A 17,952-nucleotide genomic window follows, 5' to 3' on the forward strand; every position below is an offset into this window, starting at 1 on the left:
AACCTGTGCAAGGTACAACGGTGATCGCCGTACGTCATAAAGGCAAGGTGGCCGTAGCCGGCGACGGCCAGGTGACCTTTGGCCATACCATTATGAAGCATAAGGCCCGTAAAGTACGCCGTTTATACCAGAATAAAGTCCTGGCCGGCTTTGCCGGCAGTGTGGCCGACGCCTTTACCCTCTTTGAAAAGTTCGAGGCCAAACTGGAAGAATATCACGGCAACCTGCAGCGGGCCGCCGTAGAGCTGGGGAAAGAATGGCGTACGGACAGGTTTTTACGGCGCCTGGAAGCCCTGCTGGTGGTGGCCGACAGGGAGCATCTTCTGGTAATTTCTGGTAACGGCGAAATAGTTGAACCCGATGACGGCATCGCCGCCATCGGCTCCGGCGGTCCTTATGCCCTGGCGGCCGCCCGGGCTTTAATAAAGCATACCGACCTGGAGGCCGGCGCCATCGCCCGGGAAGCCATGGAGATTGCCGCTTCTATCTGCATCTATACCAATAATAATATTGTGGTAGAAGAACTCTAATGCCCAAGGGGAGGGGTAAAACTTGGACCTTACACCCCGGCAGATAGTAGCCGAGTTAGACCGCTATATCGTCGGCCAGGAAGAAGCGAAAAAATGCGTGGCCATCGCCCTGAGGAACCGCTACCGCCGGCAGAAACTGGGTCCCGATTTACGCGATGAGGTCCTGCCCAAGAATATCATTATGATTGGCCCCACCGGTGTCGGCAAAACCGAGATTGCCCGAAGACTGGCGCGTCTGGTAGGAGCGCCTTTCTTAAAGGTAGAAGCCACCCGCTTCACGGAAGTCGGTTATGTCGGCCGCGATGTCGAATCCATGATCCGGGAACTGGTAGAAAATGCCGTAAGAATGGTTAAAATAGAAAAGCGGGCTGAAGTAGAGGCAAAAGCAGCCAAACTGGCGGAAAAGCGTTTGCTGGACCTGATCGCCCCCCGGGCCGGGAAGGAAAGGGGCAGCCGTTCCCCGTGGGAGGTTCTCTTTGGCGGGGGACCGGCCGGTGGGGAAGGGATGGCGGCCGACGACGAAAATACCGCCGAACAGCGGGCCATCCTCAGGGAAAAATTAAAGCGCCAGGAACTGGAAGACATGATGGTGGAGGTGGAAGTAGAAGATAGTGCCGTCCCGGGGTTTGTCATGGGCGGCCTGGGGCTGGAAGAGCTGGGCATGAACCTCCAGGATATGCTGGGCAATATGCTCCCCCGGCGCAAACGCAAGCGCCTGGTAACGGTGGCGGAAGCCCGGCGGATCCTCACCCAGCAGGAGGCCGATAAACTGATTGATATGGACGAGGTGGCGGCCATAGCCGTCCAGCGCGTGGAACAGGACGGGATCATCTTCCTGGATGAGATCGATAAGATAGCCGGGCGGGAAAAAGGGGCTGGCCCTGACGTTTCCCGGGAAGGAGTCCAGCGTGACATCCTGCCCATTGTGGAAGGCACCACGGTCCAGACCAAGTACGGCCCGGTGAAAACCGATCATATTCTCTTTATTGCCGCCGGGGCCTTCCATGTGGCCAAACCCTCAGATCTCATCCCCGAGCTCCAGGGCCGGTTTCCTATCAGGGTAGAACTTAAAAGTTTGAGCCGGGACGACTTCAAGCGGATTTTAACCGAACCCCGAAATTCCCTGTTGCGCCAGTATACAGCACTTCTGGCAGTAGATGGCATAGAATTACAATTTTCAGCTGATGCTATTGCGGAAATTGCCGATATTGCTTATACTGTAAATAATCAGGGCGAAGATATCGGCGCACGCCGGCTGCATACTATCATGGAAAAGGTTTTGCAGGATCTCCTTTTCCGGGCGCCAGAAGTGGAGGAACGCAAGGTAGTTATCGATGCCAATTATGTCCGGCAACAGCTGGGCGACATAATGCAACATGCCGATTTGCAAAGTTATATACTCTGAAGGAAGGAAGATGGTTTATGGAAACTTTATTGGAAAGATCAAGGAAAATTAACCGCCTGCTGCAGCGGGCGGCCGGCAATCCGGTGGACTTTCAAGAAATGGCCAATGTAATGCGCGATGTCCTGGGGGCCAACACCTACATTGTAGGCCGCCATGCCCGCGTTCTGGGTTATGCCTTTGTTGAAGGTTTCACCTGCGATATTATGGAAGACATTGTCTTCCAGTCCGAGCGTTTCCCGGAACAGTACAATGAACAGCTCCTGCGCATTGACGAAACCCAGGCCAACTTTTGCCAGGTAGGCAACGCCTGCGTTTTTGACCTGGATAAAAAATGCGTCTTCAACAACAAGCTGACCACGGTCGTGCCCATTGTCGGCGGCGGCCAGCGCCTGGGTACCCTGGTCCTCTCCAAGTTTAACGTCCGCTTTGATGACGAAGACCTGGTCCTGGCCGAATATGGTGCCACCGTAGTCGGTATGGAGATCCTGCGTTCCAAAGCCGACAAAATCGAGGAAGAAGCCCGCAAACGCGCCGCCGTCCATGTTGCCCTGGCGACCCTTTCTTACTCCGAGCTGGAAGCCGTGGAGCACATCTTTGCCGAGCTGGACGGCGACGAAGGTATCCTGGTGGCCAGCAAGATCGCCGACCGGGCGGGTATAACCCGTTCCGTTATCGTCAACGCCCTGCGGAAATTCGAAAGCGCCGGCGTCATCGAGTCCAAATCCCTGGGGATGAAGGGGACCTATATCCGCATCCTCAACGATCACCTGCTGGAGGAGTTAGAAAAACTCCGCCGTTAACGCGAGAGTATGACTTGCCGGGCACCAGGGGTTTATGTTATACTAACCTCTGGTGCTTAATTCCACACGCGCCGGAGGGCAGGAGAAGTGCCGTTTGCCAAGGTCCTCCTGGCCTGATGAAGGTAGCGGCGGGTAAAACTACAGGGGGTGCAGCCTTTTGATTATTTCCATGAAGCAGCTGCTGGAGGCCGGTGTCCACTTCGGCCACCAGACACGGCGCTGGAATCCTAAAATGGCACCGTATATTTTTACGGAGCGCAACGGGATTTATATCATCGACCTCCAGCGCACCGTCAAAAAGATTGAAGAAGCCTATAATTTCGTCCGGGACCTGGCCCGCGATGGAGGCAAAATCCTTTTTGTGGGCACCAAAAAGCAGGCTCAGGAAGCCGTCAAGGAAGAAGCCGAGCGCTGCGGCATGTTTTATGTCAACGTGCGTTGGCTGGGAGGGACGCTCACCAACTTCCAGACCATCCGCCGGCGCATCGAACGCTTAAAAGAGCTGGAGCGGATGGAAGAAGAAGGCACTTTTGAGGTGCTGCCCAAAAAGGAAGTAGCCCGTCTACGGGGTGAAAAGGAAAAGCTGGAGCGTTACCTGGGCGGCATTAAGGAAATGAAAAACCTCCCCGATGCCCTCTTTATCATCGACCCGCGCAAAGAACGAATTGCCGTGGCCGAAGGGCGGCGGCTGGGTATTCCCATTGTGGCCATTGTCGATACCAACTGCGATCCCGATGAAATAGATTACGTTATTCCCGGTAACGACGATGCCATCAGGGCCGTCCGTTTGCTGACCAGTAAAATGGCTGACGCCGTATTAGAGGGCCTGCAGGGCCAGGATCAACCGGAAGAAGTCGTGGAGGAATAATATTCCTGCATATTACTGAGCGTAGGTTTTACCTACGCTTACATAGTGTATGCGTGCGGTCAAAACCCGGCTGGCTGATGTAGTTTATAACCTGCCGGTAAAAGCAAACAGCGGAGGAGTGAAGTTATGATTTCGGCTGCTGACGTCAAGGAGCTGCGGAACCGGACGGGAGCAGGAATGATGGACTGCAAAAAGGCCCTGGAAGAGTCCGGCGGCGACATGGAGCAGGCCATTGAGTATTTACGCAAGAAAGGCCTGGCCACCGCGGCCAAACGGGCCGGTAAAATAGCCAGTGAAGGCCTGGTACACGCTTACATCCATGGCGGGGGCCGGATAGGCGTTTTAATTGAAGTCAATTGTGAGACCGACTTTGTCGCCAAGACCGACGCCTTTAAGGAACTGGTTCACGACCTGGCCATGCAGGTAGCTGCTTCCCGGCCCGAGTATATAGCCCGGGAAGATGTACCGGAAGAAGTCCTGGCCAAAGAAAAAGAAATCTTAAGGGCCCAGGCGTTAAATGAAGGCAAGCCGGAAAAGGTGATCGACAGGATTGTCGCCGGCCGCCTGGAAAAGTTCTTCCAGGATAATTGCCTCCTGGAGCAGCCCTTTATTAAAGATATGGATCGGACCGTTCAGGATCTTATTAATGAAGCCGTCGCCAAGCTGGGCGAAAAGATTGTTGTCCGGCGTTTTGTCCGCTATGAAGTAGGCGAAGGTATCAAGGCGGAGGAATAAAGGGCAGAAAAAAGAGCACCGCGGTGCTCTTTTTTTCCGCAGGTAAAGAGGAATTTTCAAGAACGTGTAGAAAGTATTCAGGAGTTACGGAGGTATATGCCAGTTATGGGGCAACCCAAGTTTAAACGGGTAGTTCTAAAGGTCAGCGGTGAAGCCCTGGCCGGCACCCAGGGTTTTGGCATCGACCAGGAAGTCCTCACTTCTATAGCCGCGCAAATAAAAGAAGTAAGGGATCTGGGGGTGGATGTGGCCATAGTCGTCGGCGGCGGCAATATCTGGCGGGGAGTGAAGGGTAGTGCCAGGGGTATGGACCGCGCCACTGCCGATTACATGGGTATGCTGGCAACTGTCATCAACGCCCTGGCCCTGCAGGATGCCCTGGAAAGCCAGGGTGTGGATACCCGGGTGCAGACGGCCATTGAAATGCGCCAAATTGCCGAACCTTACATCCGCCGCCGGGCCATCCGGCATCTGGAAAAGGGCCGGGTAGTGATATTTGCTGCCGGGACAGGTAACCCATATTTTTCCACCGATACTACCGCAGCCCTGCGGGCGGCCGAGATAGAAGCCGATGTCATATTGATGGCCAAACGGGTTGATGGCGTTTACGATTCCGATCCCGAGAAAAACCCCCATGCCAAAAGGCTGAAGGATCTCGATTACCTGGAAGTCTTGAACGGTGGCCTGGGAGTAATGGATGCGACTGCCACTTCCCTATGTATGGACAACCGCATTCCCATTATTGTCTTTGGCATAAAAGAAAAAGGCAATATCCTGAAAGTAATCATGGGTGAACCCATCGGTACCTTTGTCGGGAGGTTAGAGTGATGCTTGATGAAATTTTAAAAGAAGCCGAAGGCAGGATGCAAAAGGCAGTCGAGAACTTGCGCCGGGAGATGGCTTCTATCAGGGCGGGACGGGCCAACCCGGCCCTGCTGGAAAAGGTTACCGTTAACTATTATGGCACACCCACCCCTATCAACCAGCTGGCCACGGTTTCCGCCCCGGAAGCCCGGCTTCTAGTGGTCCAACCCTGGGATCGCAATATCCTGCCGGAAATGGAAAAGGCCATTTTAAAGTCGGACCTGGGGTTGACGCCGACCAGCGACGGTACCGTTATTCGCATTGTCATTCCCCAGCTAACGGAAGAGCGGCGCACCGAGCTGGTCAAAATGGTCCGCAAGAAGGCGGAGGAATTCCGGGTGCTGGTCCGCAACGCCCGCCGGGATGCCAACGACAAGTTAAAAGCTCAGGAGAAAAATAAAACTGCTTCGGAAGATGAGGTCAAGCGGGCCCAGGAAAAGGTCCAGAAGCTGACCGACAATTACATCCAAACCATTGATAAGCTCCTGGCCAATAAAGAAGCGGAAATTATGGAGGTCTAGCTTTGGAGGTTCCTGACTGCCTGGGCTACACCCTGGCTGAAGCCAAAAGACTCCTGGCTGCCGGCGGCTGGCAGGTGCATAATTACTCCTTTACCGGTCCCCTTCGCCCTTTCCCGGGTGAGGAAGAAGAGGGCCGCGTCGTACGTTTACGCCTGGTGGGAGCCGGCCAGGTTGACCTGGTTCTGGCTTATGTAAATACTCACCACCAGTGAAAGGAGGTGGAAGGACCTATGCCCCATCGGATAACAGAAGAATGCCTGTCCTGCGGCGTTTGTGCAGATGAGTGCCCCCAGGGCGCCATTTCCGAAGGCGAAGACACCTATGTTATTGACCCTGAAATCTGCACTGATTGTGGTACCTGTCGTGAAGCCTGTCCTAATGAGGCCATCGTCGAAGAGTAGGATGGCGACAATCCCCCTCCTTGAGGGGGTTTGTTTTATAGGTTGCTAGCTTTAGGGGGGAAACTGGTGGCTGGTTTCCTGACCAGATGGCTCCGCCCCGGGCCGCCCAAGGAAACGAAGGATATGGAACTCGAACCAGGCAAACTACCGCGCCATGTAGCCATTATCATGGACGGCAATGGTCGCTGGGCCAGGAAAAGGGGCCTGCCCCGGGTGGCCGGTCACCGGGCGGGGGTCGAGTCTTTACGCGATATTGTCCGGGCCTGCGTTGACTGGGGCATTGCCATCCTTACGGTATATGCTTTTTCTACAGAAAACTGGAAAAGACCCCGGGAAGAAGTGGAAGCGTTAATGAACCTCCTGGTCGAATACATGCGCCGGGAGTTACCCGAATTAAAGAAAGAAGGGGTCCAGGTGCGGGCCATTGGCCGCCTGGAAGCCCTGCCGTTAGCGGCCCGGCAAGAACTGGCCCGGGCCCGCCGGGAAACAGCCGGCAACAGCAGGCTCATCCTCAACCTGGCCCTCAACTATGGCGGCCGGGCCGAACTGGTGGATGCCTGCCGGCACATTGCCCGCCAAGTTCTGGCCGGCAAACTCCGTCCCGAGGATATCGATGAAGATGCGCTTAAAGGTGCCCTTTATACCGGTGACCTGCCCGACCCCGATCTCTTAATTCGCCCTTCCGGGGAAATGCGCCTCAGCAACTTTTTGCTCTGGCAGCTGGCCTATACGGAATTATGGTTTGCTGATGTCTACTGGCCTGATTTCCGGCGGGAAAATTTACGCCAGGCCTTGCTGGCTTACCAGCAGCGAGAAAGGCGTTTCGGCGGCCTGAAAATTTGACCTGTGGTGGTGTTGAATGTGCTAGGCACCAGAATTTTAGTTGCCCTGGTGGGTATCCCGTTATTACTGGGAACGGCCTACGTGGGCGGCTGGTGGTTCCTTCTGCTGGTAATTCTGGTGGCCTTTACCGGCCTGGTGGAGTTTTATCACCTGGCCGCCCGCCTGAAGCTGAAACCGCTGGTCCCGGCAGGTATTGCAGGTGGCTTACTGTTTGTCCTGGCAGCATATCTTAATAAAGGAATGGTTGCCTGGCCGGGTGCTGGGCTAACAGTGGGGATGCTCTTGCTTTTCCTGGCTATGTTCCCCCGCCTGGCAGCGGCCGATGTGGCCATAACCCTCCTGGGGAGCTGGTATGTAGGGGGGCTGCTGGCTTACCTGCCTTTGCTCCGCCTTTTACCCGGCGGTACCGGGACCCTCATCCTGACCTTCCTCATGACCTGGGCCAACGATACCGGCGCTTATTTTTGCGGCCGTATCTTCGGCCGCCGCCACCCCTGGCCCAGCCTCAGCCCCGGTAAAACCTGGGCCGGGGCAATCGGCGGCCTGCTGGTAACTTTAGTGGTGGCGGAAGTTTTGGGTCCTCTGTTGTTGCCGGCTTTTAATAGCTGGTTGCTGGCCGGGCTGGCAATACTCACCGCCATTGCCGCCCAGGCCGGCGATTTAATTGAATCGGGTTTTAAGCGCCAGGCAGGGGTTAAGGACAGCGGCCGGCTTTTACCAGGCCACGGAGGAATTTTGGACCGTTTTGATAGTTTGCTCCTGGTGGCTCCGGTGGTATACTATTATCTGGTCTTCTTTTTACCAAAAATGGAGTGAAACCTTTGGCTGACTTTAACGAACGCTTTAAACAAACCTTTCAAACTTTACTGGTAGCCTTAATGGCTGCCCTACTATTCCTGTTGCTATTTTATTACATATTACCAGCTGCCGGGGAAATCATCAGAGCCCTGGTACCGGTGGTCATGCCCTTTGCCCTGGCCGCCCTGCTGGCCGCAATTATCGATCCGGTTGTTAATTTTATTGAAAGCAGGCTCAAAGTAGGCCGGGGTTGGGCGGTAATCATCACTCTCCTGCTTATCCTGGCCGTCCTCAGCATAGCTATCTTTTACCTGGCGGCCAACCTGATTATCGAGCTGGAAAGCCTGGCCTTAGCTCTGCCGGCCCAGGCCCGGGCCCTGGGGGCTGTCTTCCAGGAGTATTTTGCCCGCCTCCAGAGTTTTTATTTTGCCGGTAACCTGCCCGTTGAAGTTTTGAATACCCTGCAGTCCTTCCTGGATAATGCAGTGACCTGGCTGAAGAACGTACTTGGCATTGCGGTCCAGTGGCTGATAGCTTTTATCAGCTCCCTGCCGGAGCTCTTTATTTCGCTGATCATTACCCTGGTGGCCACTTACTTTTTCAGCCGGGACAAAGAATTTATCCTCCGCACCCTGCTCCAGGTGGTTTCGCCGCCCTGGCGGGAACGGATGAGCCAGGTTTTCAGCTCCCTGAGCCAGGCCATTATCGGCTACCTGCGGGCGGAAATTTTACTGGTCAGCCTGCAGATGACCCAGAGTATTATCGGGCTTTTAATTTTAAAAGTAGATTACGCCCTCACCCTGGCCTTTTTAATCGGCCTGGCCGATTTGTTGCCCATTGTCGGTCCGGGAACGGTTTTCATTCCCTGGATCATTGTGGAATTTATCCTGGGCCATTACGGCCTGGGACTGGCCCTGTTAATCCTGTATGCTTTTATCATTATCCTGCGCCAGGTACTGCAGCCCAAGCTGGTGGCCGTCAGCCTGGGGCTGTACCCGTTGACAACCTTGATTGCCCTGTACACCGGCTTAAAGCTTCTGGGGATTGCCGGTCTGGTCATTGGGCCCCTGACGCTGGTAGTCTTAAAGGCCTTTGCGCGTTCGCGCCAGGGGGTGACTAAATAAATGGCCAGAGAGATAGCAGTTCTAGGTTCAACCGGCTCCATCGGCCGCCAGACCCTGGATGTGGTGGCGGCCCATCCTGGGCGCTTCCGGGTTGTCGCCCTGGCCGCCGCCAGGAATGTCGATCTCCTGGCCGAGCAGGTAAAGCGGTTTCGTCCCCGCCTGGCCGTCCTCCTGGACCCGGCAGGGGCGCAGGAACTGGCCGCCAGGGTCAGCGGTTTAAAGGTCCAGGTCCTGGCCGGAGAAAAAGGCCTCCTGGCGGCCGCCTGCCTGGACGAGGTGGAACTGGTAGTGGCCGCTATGGTGGGCATCCGCAGCCTGCCGGCGGTCCTCGCCGCCCTGGAGGCCGGTAAGGATATTGCCCTGGCCAATAAAGAGCTCCTGGTAGCTGCCGGTGAGGTGGTCATGGGCCGGGCCCGTGCCCTGGGACGCCAGATTATCCCGGTCGACAGCGAGCACTCCGCCATCTTCCAGTGCCTGCGCCAGGGCGGCCGGGTGGTGCAGGTGATCATCACGGCTTCCGGGGGGCCTTTACGCGAGAAAACCATAGAAGAAATGGCCGCCGTTACCCCGGAAGAGGCTTTAAATCACCCCACCTGGGTGATGGGGCCGAAGATTACCGTCGATTCCGCCACCCTGATGAATAAAGGCCTGGAAGTCATTGAAGCCAGGCACCTTTTCAACCTGGATTATGACCAGATTGCAGTTTTGATCCACCCCCAGAGCGTCGTCCATGCCCTGGTGCGCTACAGCGACGGTGCCCTTTTTGCCCACCTGGGGCCTGCTGATATGCGCCTGCCCATCCAGTACGCCCTGACCTGGCCGGAACGCTGGGATTTAGACAGCCAGGTGCTGGACCTGGCGGCTCTGGGACACCTTGATTTCAGCCAGCCGGACCTGGAACGTTTCCCCTGCCTGGAGCTGGCCTACCGCGCCGGCCGGGCCGGGGGGACTTACCCGGCGGTTTTAAGCGCCGCCGACGAGGTTGCCGTCCAGTATTTCCTGGCAAGGAGAATACCGCTGACAGCTATCAGCCAGGTCGTAGCCAGGGTCCTGGAGGAACACCGGCCGGCAGCGGCTACCGACCTGGAAGCAGTTCTTGCCGCCGACGCCTGGGCGCGGCGCAGGGCGGAAGAAGTGGCGGAAGGGTTTGGCAAGGGAAGCCCTCATAGTGGCGGCGCCCAACCCACAAAATATTGAAATGCAGCAGACAAGGGGCTGGAGTGTACAGGCGGAAGGCGACTTGGTTCGAGGCGTCAGCAAACTCAGCGAAGCCGTAGGGAGGCGGCGGTGAACGGGATGGGGTTCGTAACGTGGCTTTAGGAACGAGAAGTATCACGCCCCGTTATGGTTTGATCAAAGAGAAAAAGCCAAGCCACCCCCGCAGCCGAGCAAGGCTGAGCGCCAAGTTTGCTAGCCGAGAACCACCGGAGCCTGAAGCCTGTACACTCCAGTCCAGGCTAAGGGTTTGCAGTAAGAACCATTTCTGGCAGAACCTTATTCTCGAAGGAGCTGAGGCCCGGTGACTATTATCCTGGCCCTGGTCATCTTCAGTATTTTAATTGTGGTCCACGAAGGCGGGCACTTCCTGGCGGCCAAAAAAGCCGGCATCAAGGTAGAAGAATTCGCCGTCGGCATGGGGCCGGCCCTCTGGCAGGTGAAAAAGGGGGAAACAGTTTACTCCTTGCGCGCCTTTCCCCTGGGCGGCTTTAACCGCATGGCCGGGATGGAAGGCCCGGATCTCGACGACCCGCGGGGCTTCAACCGGCAGCCGCTGCTCAAGCGCATGGGGGTCATTGCCGCCGGTTCAGGCATGAATTTCCTCCTGGCCGTCCTTGTTTTCGTTTTCGTCTTTATGGTCCTGGGCATACCGGCGGATATTAATGTCATCGGCCGCGTGGAACCGGGAATGCCGGCAGCCAATGCCGGTTTGCGGCCAGGGGATAAAATCTTGATAGTCGACAATACCCCGGTCAATAACTGGCGGGATATGGTCCACCTCATTTACCAGCATCCGGAAGAAAAAATTACCCTGGTAATCGAACGGGAAGGTAGGCAGCAGCAGGTCAGCCTGACCACCGCCAGGGATCCCCAAACAGGGTACGGCATGATTGGCATCGGCCCTACCTGGGAGCGGCAGGGTTTGTGGACCTCCATCATCCTGGGCCTCAGACAGGCCTATGAAATTACCAGGCTTATTATCTTAAGCCTGGTGCAAATGGTTACCGGCAAGGTGGCCCCCGAGGTCGTCGGGCCGGTGGGCATTATTCAGCTGGTGGGCCAGGCGGCTACCTACGGCCTGGCCAACGTCCTGAACTTCATGGCGGTCTTGAGCCTGGACCTGGGGCTCATCAATTTGCTGCCCATTCCCGCTTTGGACGGCAGCCGGCTGGTATTCTTAGGCCTGGAGGGGTTGCGGGGCCGGCCCATAAGCGTGGAAAAAGAAAATTTAATCCACCTCATCGGCTTTGCCCTCCTCATGGGCCTGCTTATTTTAATAACCTATCGCGATTTGATACGCATTTTCAGCTGAGGTGATCTTAATGGCGATAAAGCGCCGGCCGACGCGGCAGATCTGGGTGGGCAAGGTGGCCGTGGGCGGCGGGGCGCCCATTTCCGTCCAGTCCATGACCAATACCGATACCCGGGATATCGCCGCTACTGTCGCCCAGATCCAGCGGCTGTCCCGGGCCGGCTGCGACATAGTCCGCCTGGCAGTACCGGATCAAGAAGCGGCAGCAGCCCTGGCCAGGATCAAAGCCCAGGTGGATATCCCCATCATCGCCGACATTCACTTTGACTACCGCCTGGCCCTGGCCGCCCTGGAAGCCGGGGTGGACGGCCTGCGCTTGAATCCGGGGAATATCGGCGGGCCCGGACGGGTGAAGGCTGTAGTAAAGGAAGCAGCTGCCCGGCGGGTACCCATCCGCATCGGCGTCAATGCCGGCTCTCTGGAAAAGGAGGCCATGGCCGCCCATGGCGGGGTAACGGCCGCGGCCATGGTAGCCAGTGCCATGAAACATATTCACCTGCTGGAAGATCTGGATTTCTATGATATAAAAATATCCCTGAAAGCTGCGGAGGTACCATTGATGCTCGCGGCCTACCGCCAGCTGGCCGGGCAGGTGGATTATCCCCTGCACCTGGGGGTGACGGAAGCCGGGCGCGGCCTGGAGGGGGCGGTTAAATCAGCAGTGGGGATCGGTATTTTACTTAACGAAGGGATAGGCGACACCATCCGGGTATCTTTGACGGGCGACCCGGTGCAGGAAGTGGTGGCCGGTTTTGCCATCTTGCGTTCCCTGGGCCTGCGCCGCCGGGGCATCGAGCTGATTTCCTGCCCCACCTGCGGCCGCTGCCAGGTGGATGTGGAAGGGGTGGCAGCCCGGGTGCAGCAGGACCTTCAGGATGTGGCCAGGCCCCTGAAAGTGGCCGTCATGGGATGTGCCGTCAACGGACCCGGCGAGGCCCGCCAGGCCGATGTCGGTATTGCCGGAGGTCCTGGCTTCGGCCTTCTTTTTCGTCACGGTCGTCCCGTCCGCAAGGTCAAGGAAGAAGATATGGCCCGGGCCCTTATTGAAGAAGCCAGGCGCCTGGCAGCAGAGGAAGGGGAGGAAGAGAATGCGCGCGAGTGAATTACTGGCACCGACTTTAAGGGAAACACCGGCTGAGGCCGAGATCGTCAGCCACCAGCTGTTGCTGCGGGCTGGCTTCATACGCAAGGCCGCAGCCGGGATCTATACCTATTTACCCCTGGGACGGCGGGTACTGGCCAAATTGGAGCGGATCATCCGGGAGGAAATGGACCGGGCCGGCGGCCAGGAGGTTGTCCTGCCCATTATCCAGCCGGCCGAACTATGGCAGGAAAGCGGCCGCTGGGAGGTTTACGGGGAGGAAATGTTCCGCCTCCGGGACCGGCACCAGCGCCAGTTTTGCCTGGGTCCCACCCACGAGGAGATTATCACCGCCCTGGTACGGAGCGAGGTTAACTCCTATAAACAATTGCCCCTGCTCCTGTACCAGATTCAAAATAAATACCGCGACGAGCGGCGGCCCCGTTTCGGGCTTCTGCGGGGGCGGGAATTTATCATGAAAGACCTCTATTCCTTTGACCGGGACCAGGAAGGGTTGAATCAGAGTTATGCCAAAATGTACCAGGCATACAGCAATGTTTTTCGCCGCTGCGGCCTGAATTTCCGGCCGGTCCAGGCTGACACCGGCGCCATTGGCGGCAACTACAGCCATGAATTTATGGCCCTGGCGTCTACCGGGGAGGCGCTGCTGGTATACTGCCAGAAGTGCGACTATGCGGCCAACGTCGAAATTGCCGCGGCCAGGGCGCTGCCCAAACCGGTAGCGGAAACACCGCAGCCCCTTAAAGAAGTGGCTACCCCCGGGCAGAAAACGGTGGCCGAAGTTAGCACCTTCCTGGGGATCACCCCGGACAGGCTGATTAAAACCATTTTTTATGAGGCCGATGGACAGCTGGTTGCCGCTCTGGTCCGGGGTGACCGGGAACTCAATGAAGTAAAGCTTCAGAATTACCTGGGCTGCCGGCACCTGGTCCTGGCCGGCCCGGAGAAGGTGATGGCTGTAAGCGGCGCGCCGGTAGGCTATGTCGGACCCGTGGGCTTAAGTGGTGTACCCATTTACGCCGACCTGGAGATTCCTTACCTGGTCAACGCTGTAGCCGGCGCCAACCGGGAAGGCTACCATCTTACAGGCGTCAACCCCGGCCGCGATTTTAAAGCGGATGCCTTTGCCGACCTCCGCCAGGTGGAGGCGGGAGAACCCTGTCCCCAGTGCGGCGCTCCCTTAAGCCAGGCCCGCGGGATAGAAGTCGGGCAGGTTTTCCAGCTGGGTACCAAGTACAGCCGGCCCCTGGGCGCCACCTATACCGACGAGCAGGGCCAGGAGCATCCCATTGTCATGGGCTGTTACGGCATCGGCGTCAGCCGCACCATGGCCGCCGTCGTCGAGCAGCACCATGATGAGCACGGCATTATCTGGCCTTTGAGCGTTGCTCCCTTTGAAGTGGTCATTATTCCCGCCTCTTTAAAGGACAGCGGCCAGCGGGAAATGGCCGAAGGCCTCTACCAGGAGCTGTTGGCTGCCGGGGTGGAGGTGGTATTTGACGATCGCGACGAACGGGCCGGCATGAAATTTGTCGAAGCTGACCTTATAGGTTATCCATTACGCTTGACTATAGGTAAAAAAACCCTGAGCCAGGGTACGGTGGATGTGAAATGGCGGCATGAAGGGCAGGAATTAGCCCTGCCCCGGGAAGGCCTGGTGCCCCGGGTAAAAGAAATGCTGGCCCGGGAAATGGAAAAGTACCGGTAACGATTGGGGTAAGGGTTGATGGCCATGGCTGGCAGGGAAAACCTGTGGCAGGAATTACTCCGGCAGGGTGCCGTGCATAAAGTTACAGTTGACCGCAAGAGCGGCAGGTGTTACCTTTCCCTCTGCCCTCCCTGCACCCTGGAACCCGAGGATATTGAAGCCTGCCGGCAGCTCCTGGCGCGGCAGTTTCCCGGCTTTGAATTTATATTTAAAGTCCTGGAACCCTCACCTCCTGCCGACCTGGCAACCTTTTGCCGGGAAAAAAAGGCCGCCATCCTGGAGGAGGTGGCCCGGCGCCTGGGTAATGGCACCTCGGCCTGGCTGGCCGGGGCGCGGCTGGAACCCGGTGCCGGGGTCCTGCAGCTGATACTACCGGTACCCCTGGCTATGGAGGCTTTAAGGTCCTGCCGGGGCGACAGGGTCCTGCAAGAAGTATTGCAGCAGTATGGCTACCAGGTGCAGGTGGAACTGGTCACCGACCGGGAATACCAGGAAGAACTGGCGGCTGTTTCCCGGCAGCTCCAGGAGGAGCGTTTAGTCCAGGTCAGGGAAGAAGCAAGCCAGGGGAAGAAAGAAGGCCCGGCTAAAAAGGACGGCCAGGAGAAAAAAGGAAACGGTCAGCAAAATATGGACAACGGCTTCCTCCTGGGGAAAAAGATTACGGCTCCCTTCCGGTCCTTGAAGGAGATCCAGGAGGAGGAAAAGCAGGTTGCCGTCCAGGGGGAAGTCCTGGAGTTTACAGCGCGGCAGCTGAAGTCCGGGCGCTGGCTGGTAAGTTTTGATCTCACCGATTATACCGACTCCATCAGCGTCAAAGCCTTTGCCGACGCCGGTCCCCTGGTGGAGAACGGCCTAGCGGCCGGAGAATGGGTGCAGGTGCAGGGCCCGGTCCAGTACGACCGTTACAGCCAGGAACTGGTGCTGATTGCCGACGCCGTCGCCCGGGGTGAGCGTCCCGAGCGCCGGGATACGGCGCCGGAAAAAAGGGTGGAGCTGCACCTCCACACCAAGATGAGCGCCATGGACGGTGTAACCGAGGTAGCGGCGGCGGTGAAGCAGGCGGCCCGGTGGGGTCATGGAGCGATAGCCATCACCGACCACGGCGTCCTCCAGGCCTTCCCGGCAGCCGCCGAGGCCGGGAGTAAATACGGCGTAAAAATCATCTACGGCCTGGAAGGCTATCTCTTTGATGAAGACGACCAGCCACCCGACCGCCAGCAGACTTATCACATCATCTTGCTGGTGAAAAACAAGCAGGGGTTAGAAAATCTATACCGCCTGGTTTCCCGGGCCCATCTGGATTATTTTTACCGCAAACCCAGGTTGCCGCGCCGTTTAATCCAGCAGTACCGTGAGGGGCTCCTTTTAGGTACGGCCTGTGAGGCCGGGGAATTAATCAGGCATTACCTGGCCGGGGCAAGCGCCGAACGCCTGGAGGAGATTGCCTCCTTTTATGATTTCCTGGAGATTCAGCCCCTGGCCAACAACGATTTTTTAATCCGGGAAGGTAAACTTGCCGACCGTCAGGCCCTGATGGACATGAACCGACAAATTATCGCCCTGGGCCAAAAACTTCACAAACCGGTGGTGGCTACCGGCGACGTTCACTTTTTAAACCCGGAGGATGCCATCTACCGTCAGATCCTCCAGGCCGGGCAGGGTTATGCCGACGAGGTCCAGGCCCCCCTCTACTACCGGACGACGGAAGAAATGCTGGCGGAATTCAGTTATCTGGATGCCGCAACGGCCCGCCAGGTGGTAGTCGTCAATCCCCGGCTCATTGCCGACCAGATAGAAGAGTTAAAGCCTATCCCCGACGAGTTTTACCCGCCGGAGATCCCCGGCGCCGAAGAAGAGTTAACCCGGATCGTCACCACCCGGGCCCATGACTGGTACGGCAACCCCCTCCCGGAACTTGTCCAGGCCCGCCTGGACAAGGAAATGAAATCCATTATCGGCCACGGCTTTGCCGTGCTGTACCTAATCGCCCACAAGCTGGTATTAAAATCCAACGAAGACGGCTACCTGGTAGGCTCGCGGGGTTCGGTGGGTTCTTCCCTGGTGGCCACCCTGGCCGGGATTACGGAAGTAAACCCCCTGCCGCCCCATTACCGCTGCCCGGCCTGCCGCTACAGCGAGTTTATTACCGACGGCAGCGTCAACTGCGGCGCCGACCTGCCGGCGAAAGATTGTCCCCGCTGTGGCACCAGGTTGTTAAAAGACGGCCACGACATCCCCTTTGAAGTCTTCCTGGGCTTCAAAGGCGATAAGGTACCGGACATCGACCTCAACTTTTCCGGGGAATACCAGCCCCGGGCGCACCAGTACGCCGAAGAGATCTTCGGCAAAGACCATGTATTCCGGGCCGGCACCATAGCTACCCTGGCCGAGCGGACGGCCTTTGGTTTTGTCCATAAATACCTGGAGGAGCGAGGCCTCAAGGCCCGCCAGGCGGAGATCAACCGCCTGGTCAGGGGGATTACCGGCGTCAAGAGGACCACCGGCCAGCACCCGGGGGGGCTGATGGTTGTCCCCCGGCGGGTGGATATCCACCTCTTTACGCCCTTGCAGCGGCCGGCCGACGATACCGGCAGCAATACCATCACCACCCATTTTGACTATGAAGCCATCAGCCACCGCCTGGTAAAGCTGGACCTCCTGGGCCATGATGACCCCACGGTCATAAAAATGCTGGAGGACCTCACCGGGGTCAATGCCCGGGAGATCCCCCTGGATGAGCCTCGGACCATGTCCCTTTTTGCCGGTGTCGAAGCCCTGGGGGTCCGCCCGGAAGACATCGGTACCCAGGTCGGCACCCTGGGGATTCCCGAGTTTGGCACCCGTTTTGTCCGCCAGATGCTGGAGGAAACCAGGCCCCGGACCTTTGCCGAGCTGGTCCGCATCAGCGGTTTCTCCCACGGGACTGATGTGTGGTTAAATAACGCCCAGGATTTAATTAAAAGCGGCACGGCCAAACTCAGCGAGGCCATTTCCACCCGGGATGATATTATGAACTACCTCATGCAGCACGGCGTGGTGGCCGATATCGCCTTCCGGACCATGGAGGATGTGCGTAAAGGCAAGGGTGTCAAAAAAGAGTACGAAGAAGCCATCCGGGCGGCAGGGGTGCCAGAATGGTTCATCCAGTCCTGCAAAAAAATCAGCTACCTCTTTCCCAAGGCCCATGCCGTGGCCTATGTAACTATGGCCTTCCGCATCGCCTACTTTAAAGTCTATTACCCGGAGGCCTTCTACGCTTCCTTTTTCAGTATCCGCGCCGATGAATTCGACGCCGATATTGTAGCTGCCGGCCTGCCCCGTATCCAGGAGGAAATCGCGATCCTGGAGAAAAAGGGCAGTGAGGCTACAGCCCGGGAGAAGAACATTCTCACCATCCTGGAGGTAGCCCGGGAAATGTACTGCCGGGGCATTACCATGGAGCGCATTGATTTGCAAAGATCGGCTGCCAGCCGTTTTCAGGTAGGCAAGGGCAGGCTGTTACCGCCCCTGGCGGCCCTGCCCGGGGTAGGGCAGGCGGCGGCCGAGGCCATCGTCCGCGCCCGCCAGGAACGGCCCTTTACCTCCATTGAGGACCTCCAGCGCCGCAGCCGGGTGAGCAAAACGGTCATCGAAGCCCTGGAGAAACACGGCGCCTTAGCCGGCCTGCCGGCATCCGACCAGCTGGCGTTTTTTGGGTAATGCAACACTCCCACCTTGCCGGGA

At 57.6% G+C, this 17,952-nt stretch carries 17 protein-coding genes; all 17 read left to right on the top strand.

Annotation, left to right across the window (positions count from 1 at the left end):
* Window positions 1-5 precede the first annotated feature (5 nt).
* The 17 genes from hslV to MCACP_RS05840 all read left to right on the top strand — a co-directional run bounded on the left by hslV (window position 6) and on the right by MCACP_RS05840 (window position 17,928).
* Window positions 6-530 (top strand): ATP-dependent protease subunit HslV, encoded by a 525-nt coding sequence (hslV, locus tag MCACP_RS05760; RefSeq protein ID WP_406678403.1) that lies wholly within the window; start codon window positions 6-8, stop codon window positions 528-530.
* Window positions 531-552: 22 nt separating this feature from the next.
* Entirely contained in the window at window positions 553-1,935 is a 1,383-nt protein-coding gene (gene hslU, locus MCACP_RS05765; RefSeq protein ID WP_406678404.1) for an ATP-dependent protease ATPase subunit HslU, read from the top strand.
* Between the two features lie 17 nt (window positions 1,936-1,952).
* Window positions 1,953-2,735 (top strand): GTP-sensing pleiotropic transcriptional regulator CodY, encoded by a 783-nt coding sequence (gene codY / locus MCACP_RS05770; protein ID WP_054937933.1) that lies wholly within the window; start codon window positions 1,953-1,955, stop codon window positions 2,733-2,735.
* 169 nt (window positions 2,736-2,904) lie between these two features.
* On the top strand, window positions 2,905-3,603 hold the full coding sequence (gene rpsB / locus MCACP_RS05775; protein WP_406678689.1) for a 30S ribosomal protein S2: 699 nt from the start codon (window positions 2,905-2,907) through the stop codon (window positions 3,601-3,603).
* A gap of 126 nt (window positions 3,604-3,729) precedes the next feature.
* A complete protein-coding gene (gene tsf, locus MCACP_RS05780; protein WP_406678405.1) occupies window positions 3,730-4,338 on the top strand; it encodes a translation elongation factor Ts in 609 nt (202 codons plus the stop codon).
* 105 nt (window positions 4,339-4,443) lie between these two features.
* Complete coding sequence (gene pyrH / locus MCACP_RS05785; RefSeq protein ID WP_406678406.1) at window positions 4,444-5,166, top strand: UMP kinase; 723 nt, start codon at window positions 4,444-4,446, stop codon at window positions 5,164-5,166.
* A complete protein-coding gene (gene frr, locus MCACP_RS05790; RefSeq protein ID WP_406678407.1) occupies window positions 5,166-5,723 on the top strand; it encodes a ribosome recycling factor in 558 nt (185 codons plus the stop codon). The genes pyrH and frr overlap by 1 nt, the downstream gene beginning before the upstream one ends.
* A gap of 2 nt (window positions 5,724-5,725) precedes the next feature.
* The gene (locus MCACP_RS05795) at window positions 5,726-5,935 is read left to right on the top strand and encodes a PASTA domain-containing protein (RefSeq protein ID WP_406678408.1); all 210 of its coding nucleotides are present in this window, start codon (window positions 5,726-5,728) and stop codon (window positions 5,933-5,935) included.
* Between the two features lie 18 nt (window positions 5,936-5,953).
* Window positions 5,954-6,124: a DUF362 domain-containing protein gene (locus MCACP_RS05800; protein WP_406678409.1), complete on the top strand. Its 171-nt coding sequence runs from the start codon at window positions 5,954-5,956 to the stop codon at window positions 6,122-6,124.
* 63 nt (window positions 6,125-6,187) lie between these two features.
* Window positions 6,188-6,967 (top strand): isoprenyl transferase, encoded by a 780-nt coding sequence (locus MCACP_RS05805; RefSeq protein WP_406678690.1) that lies wholly within the window; start codon window positions 6,188-6,190, stop codon window positions 6,965-6,967.
* An 18-nt stretch (window positions 6,968-6,985) separates the two neighbouring features.
* Window positions 6,986-7,783 carry a phosphatidate cytidylyltransferase gene (locus MCACP_RS05810; protein ID WP_406678410.1) on the top strand — a complete coding sequence of 266 codons (798 nt, stop codon included), beginning with the start codon at window positions 6,986-6,988 and terminating at the stop codon, window positions 7,781-7,783.
* 5 nt (window positions 7,784-7,788) lie between these two features.
* Window positions 7,789-8,889, top strand: a complete 1,101-nt coding sequence (gene ytvI / locus MCACP_RS05815) for a sporulation integral membrane protein YtvI (RefSeq protein ID WP_406678411.1) — start codon at window positions 7,789-7,791, stop codon at window positions 8,887-8,889.
* Complete coding sequence (locus MCACP_RS05820; protein WP_406678412.1) at window positions 8,890-10,086, top strand: 1-deoxy-D-xylulose-5-phosphate reductoisomerase; 1,197 nt, start codon at window positions 8,890-8,892, stop codon at window positions 10,084-10,086.
* A gap of 322 nt (window positions 10,087-10,408) precedes the next feature.
* Entirely contained in the window at window positions 10,409-11,419 is a 1,011-nt protein-coding gene (rseP, locus tag MCACP_RS05825) for an RIP metalloprotease RseP (protein ID WP_406678413.1), read from the top strand.
* Window positions 11,420-11,435: 16 nt separating this feature from the next.
* Window positions 11,436-12,521, top strand: coding sequence for a flavodoxin-dependent (E)-4-hydroxy-3-methylbut-2-enyl-diphosphate synthase (gene ispG / locus MCACP_RS05830; RefSeq protein WP_406678691.1), 1,086 nt, complete (start codon window positions 11,436-11,438; stop codon window positions 12,519-12,521).
* Window positions 12,508-14,229 (top strand): proline--tRNA ligase, encoded by a 1,722-nt coding sequence (locus tag MCACP_RS05835; protein WP_406678414.1) that lies wholly within the window; start codon window positions 12,508-12,510, stop codon window positions 14,227-14,229. Before ispG ends, MCACP_RS05835 begins: the two co-directional genes overlap by 14 nt.
* Before the next feature lie 18 nt (window positions 14,230-14,247).
* Window positions 14,248-17,928, top strand: a complete 3,681-nt coding sequence (locus MCACP_RS05840; protein ID WP_406678692.1) for a PolC-type DNA polymerase III — start codon at window positions 14,248-14,250, stop codon at window positions 17,926-17,928.
* The last annotated feature ends 24 nt before the right edge of the window (window positions 17,929-17,952 follow it).

It is taken from the genome of Neomoorella carbonis (assembly GCF_045278715.1).
GTDB classification, from domain to species: domain Bacteria; phylum Bacillota; class DSM-521; order Neomoorellales; family Neomoorellaceae; genus Neomoorella; species Neomoorella carbonis.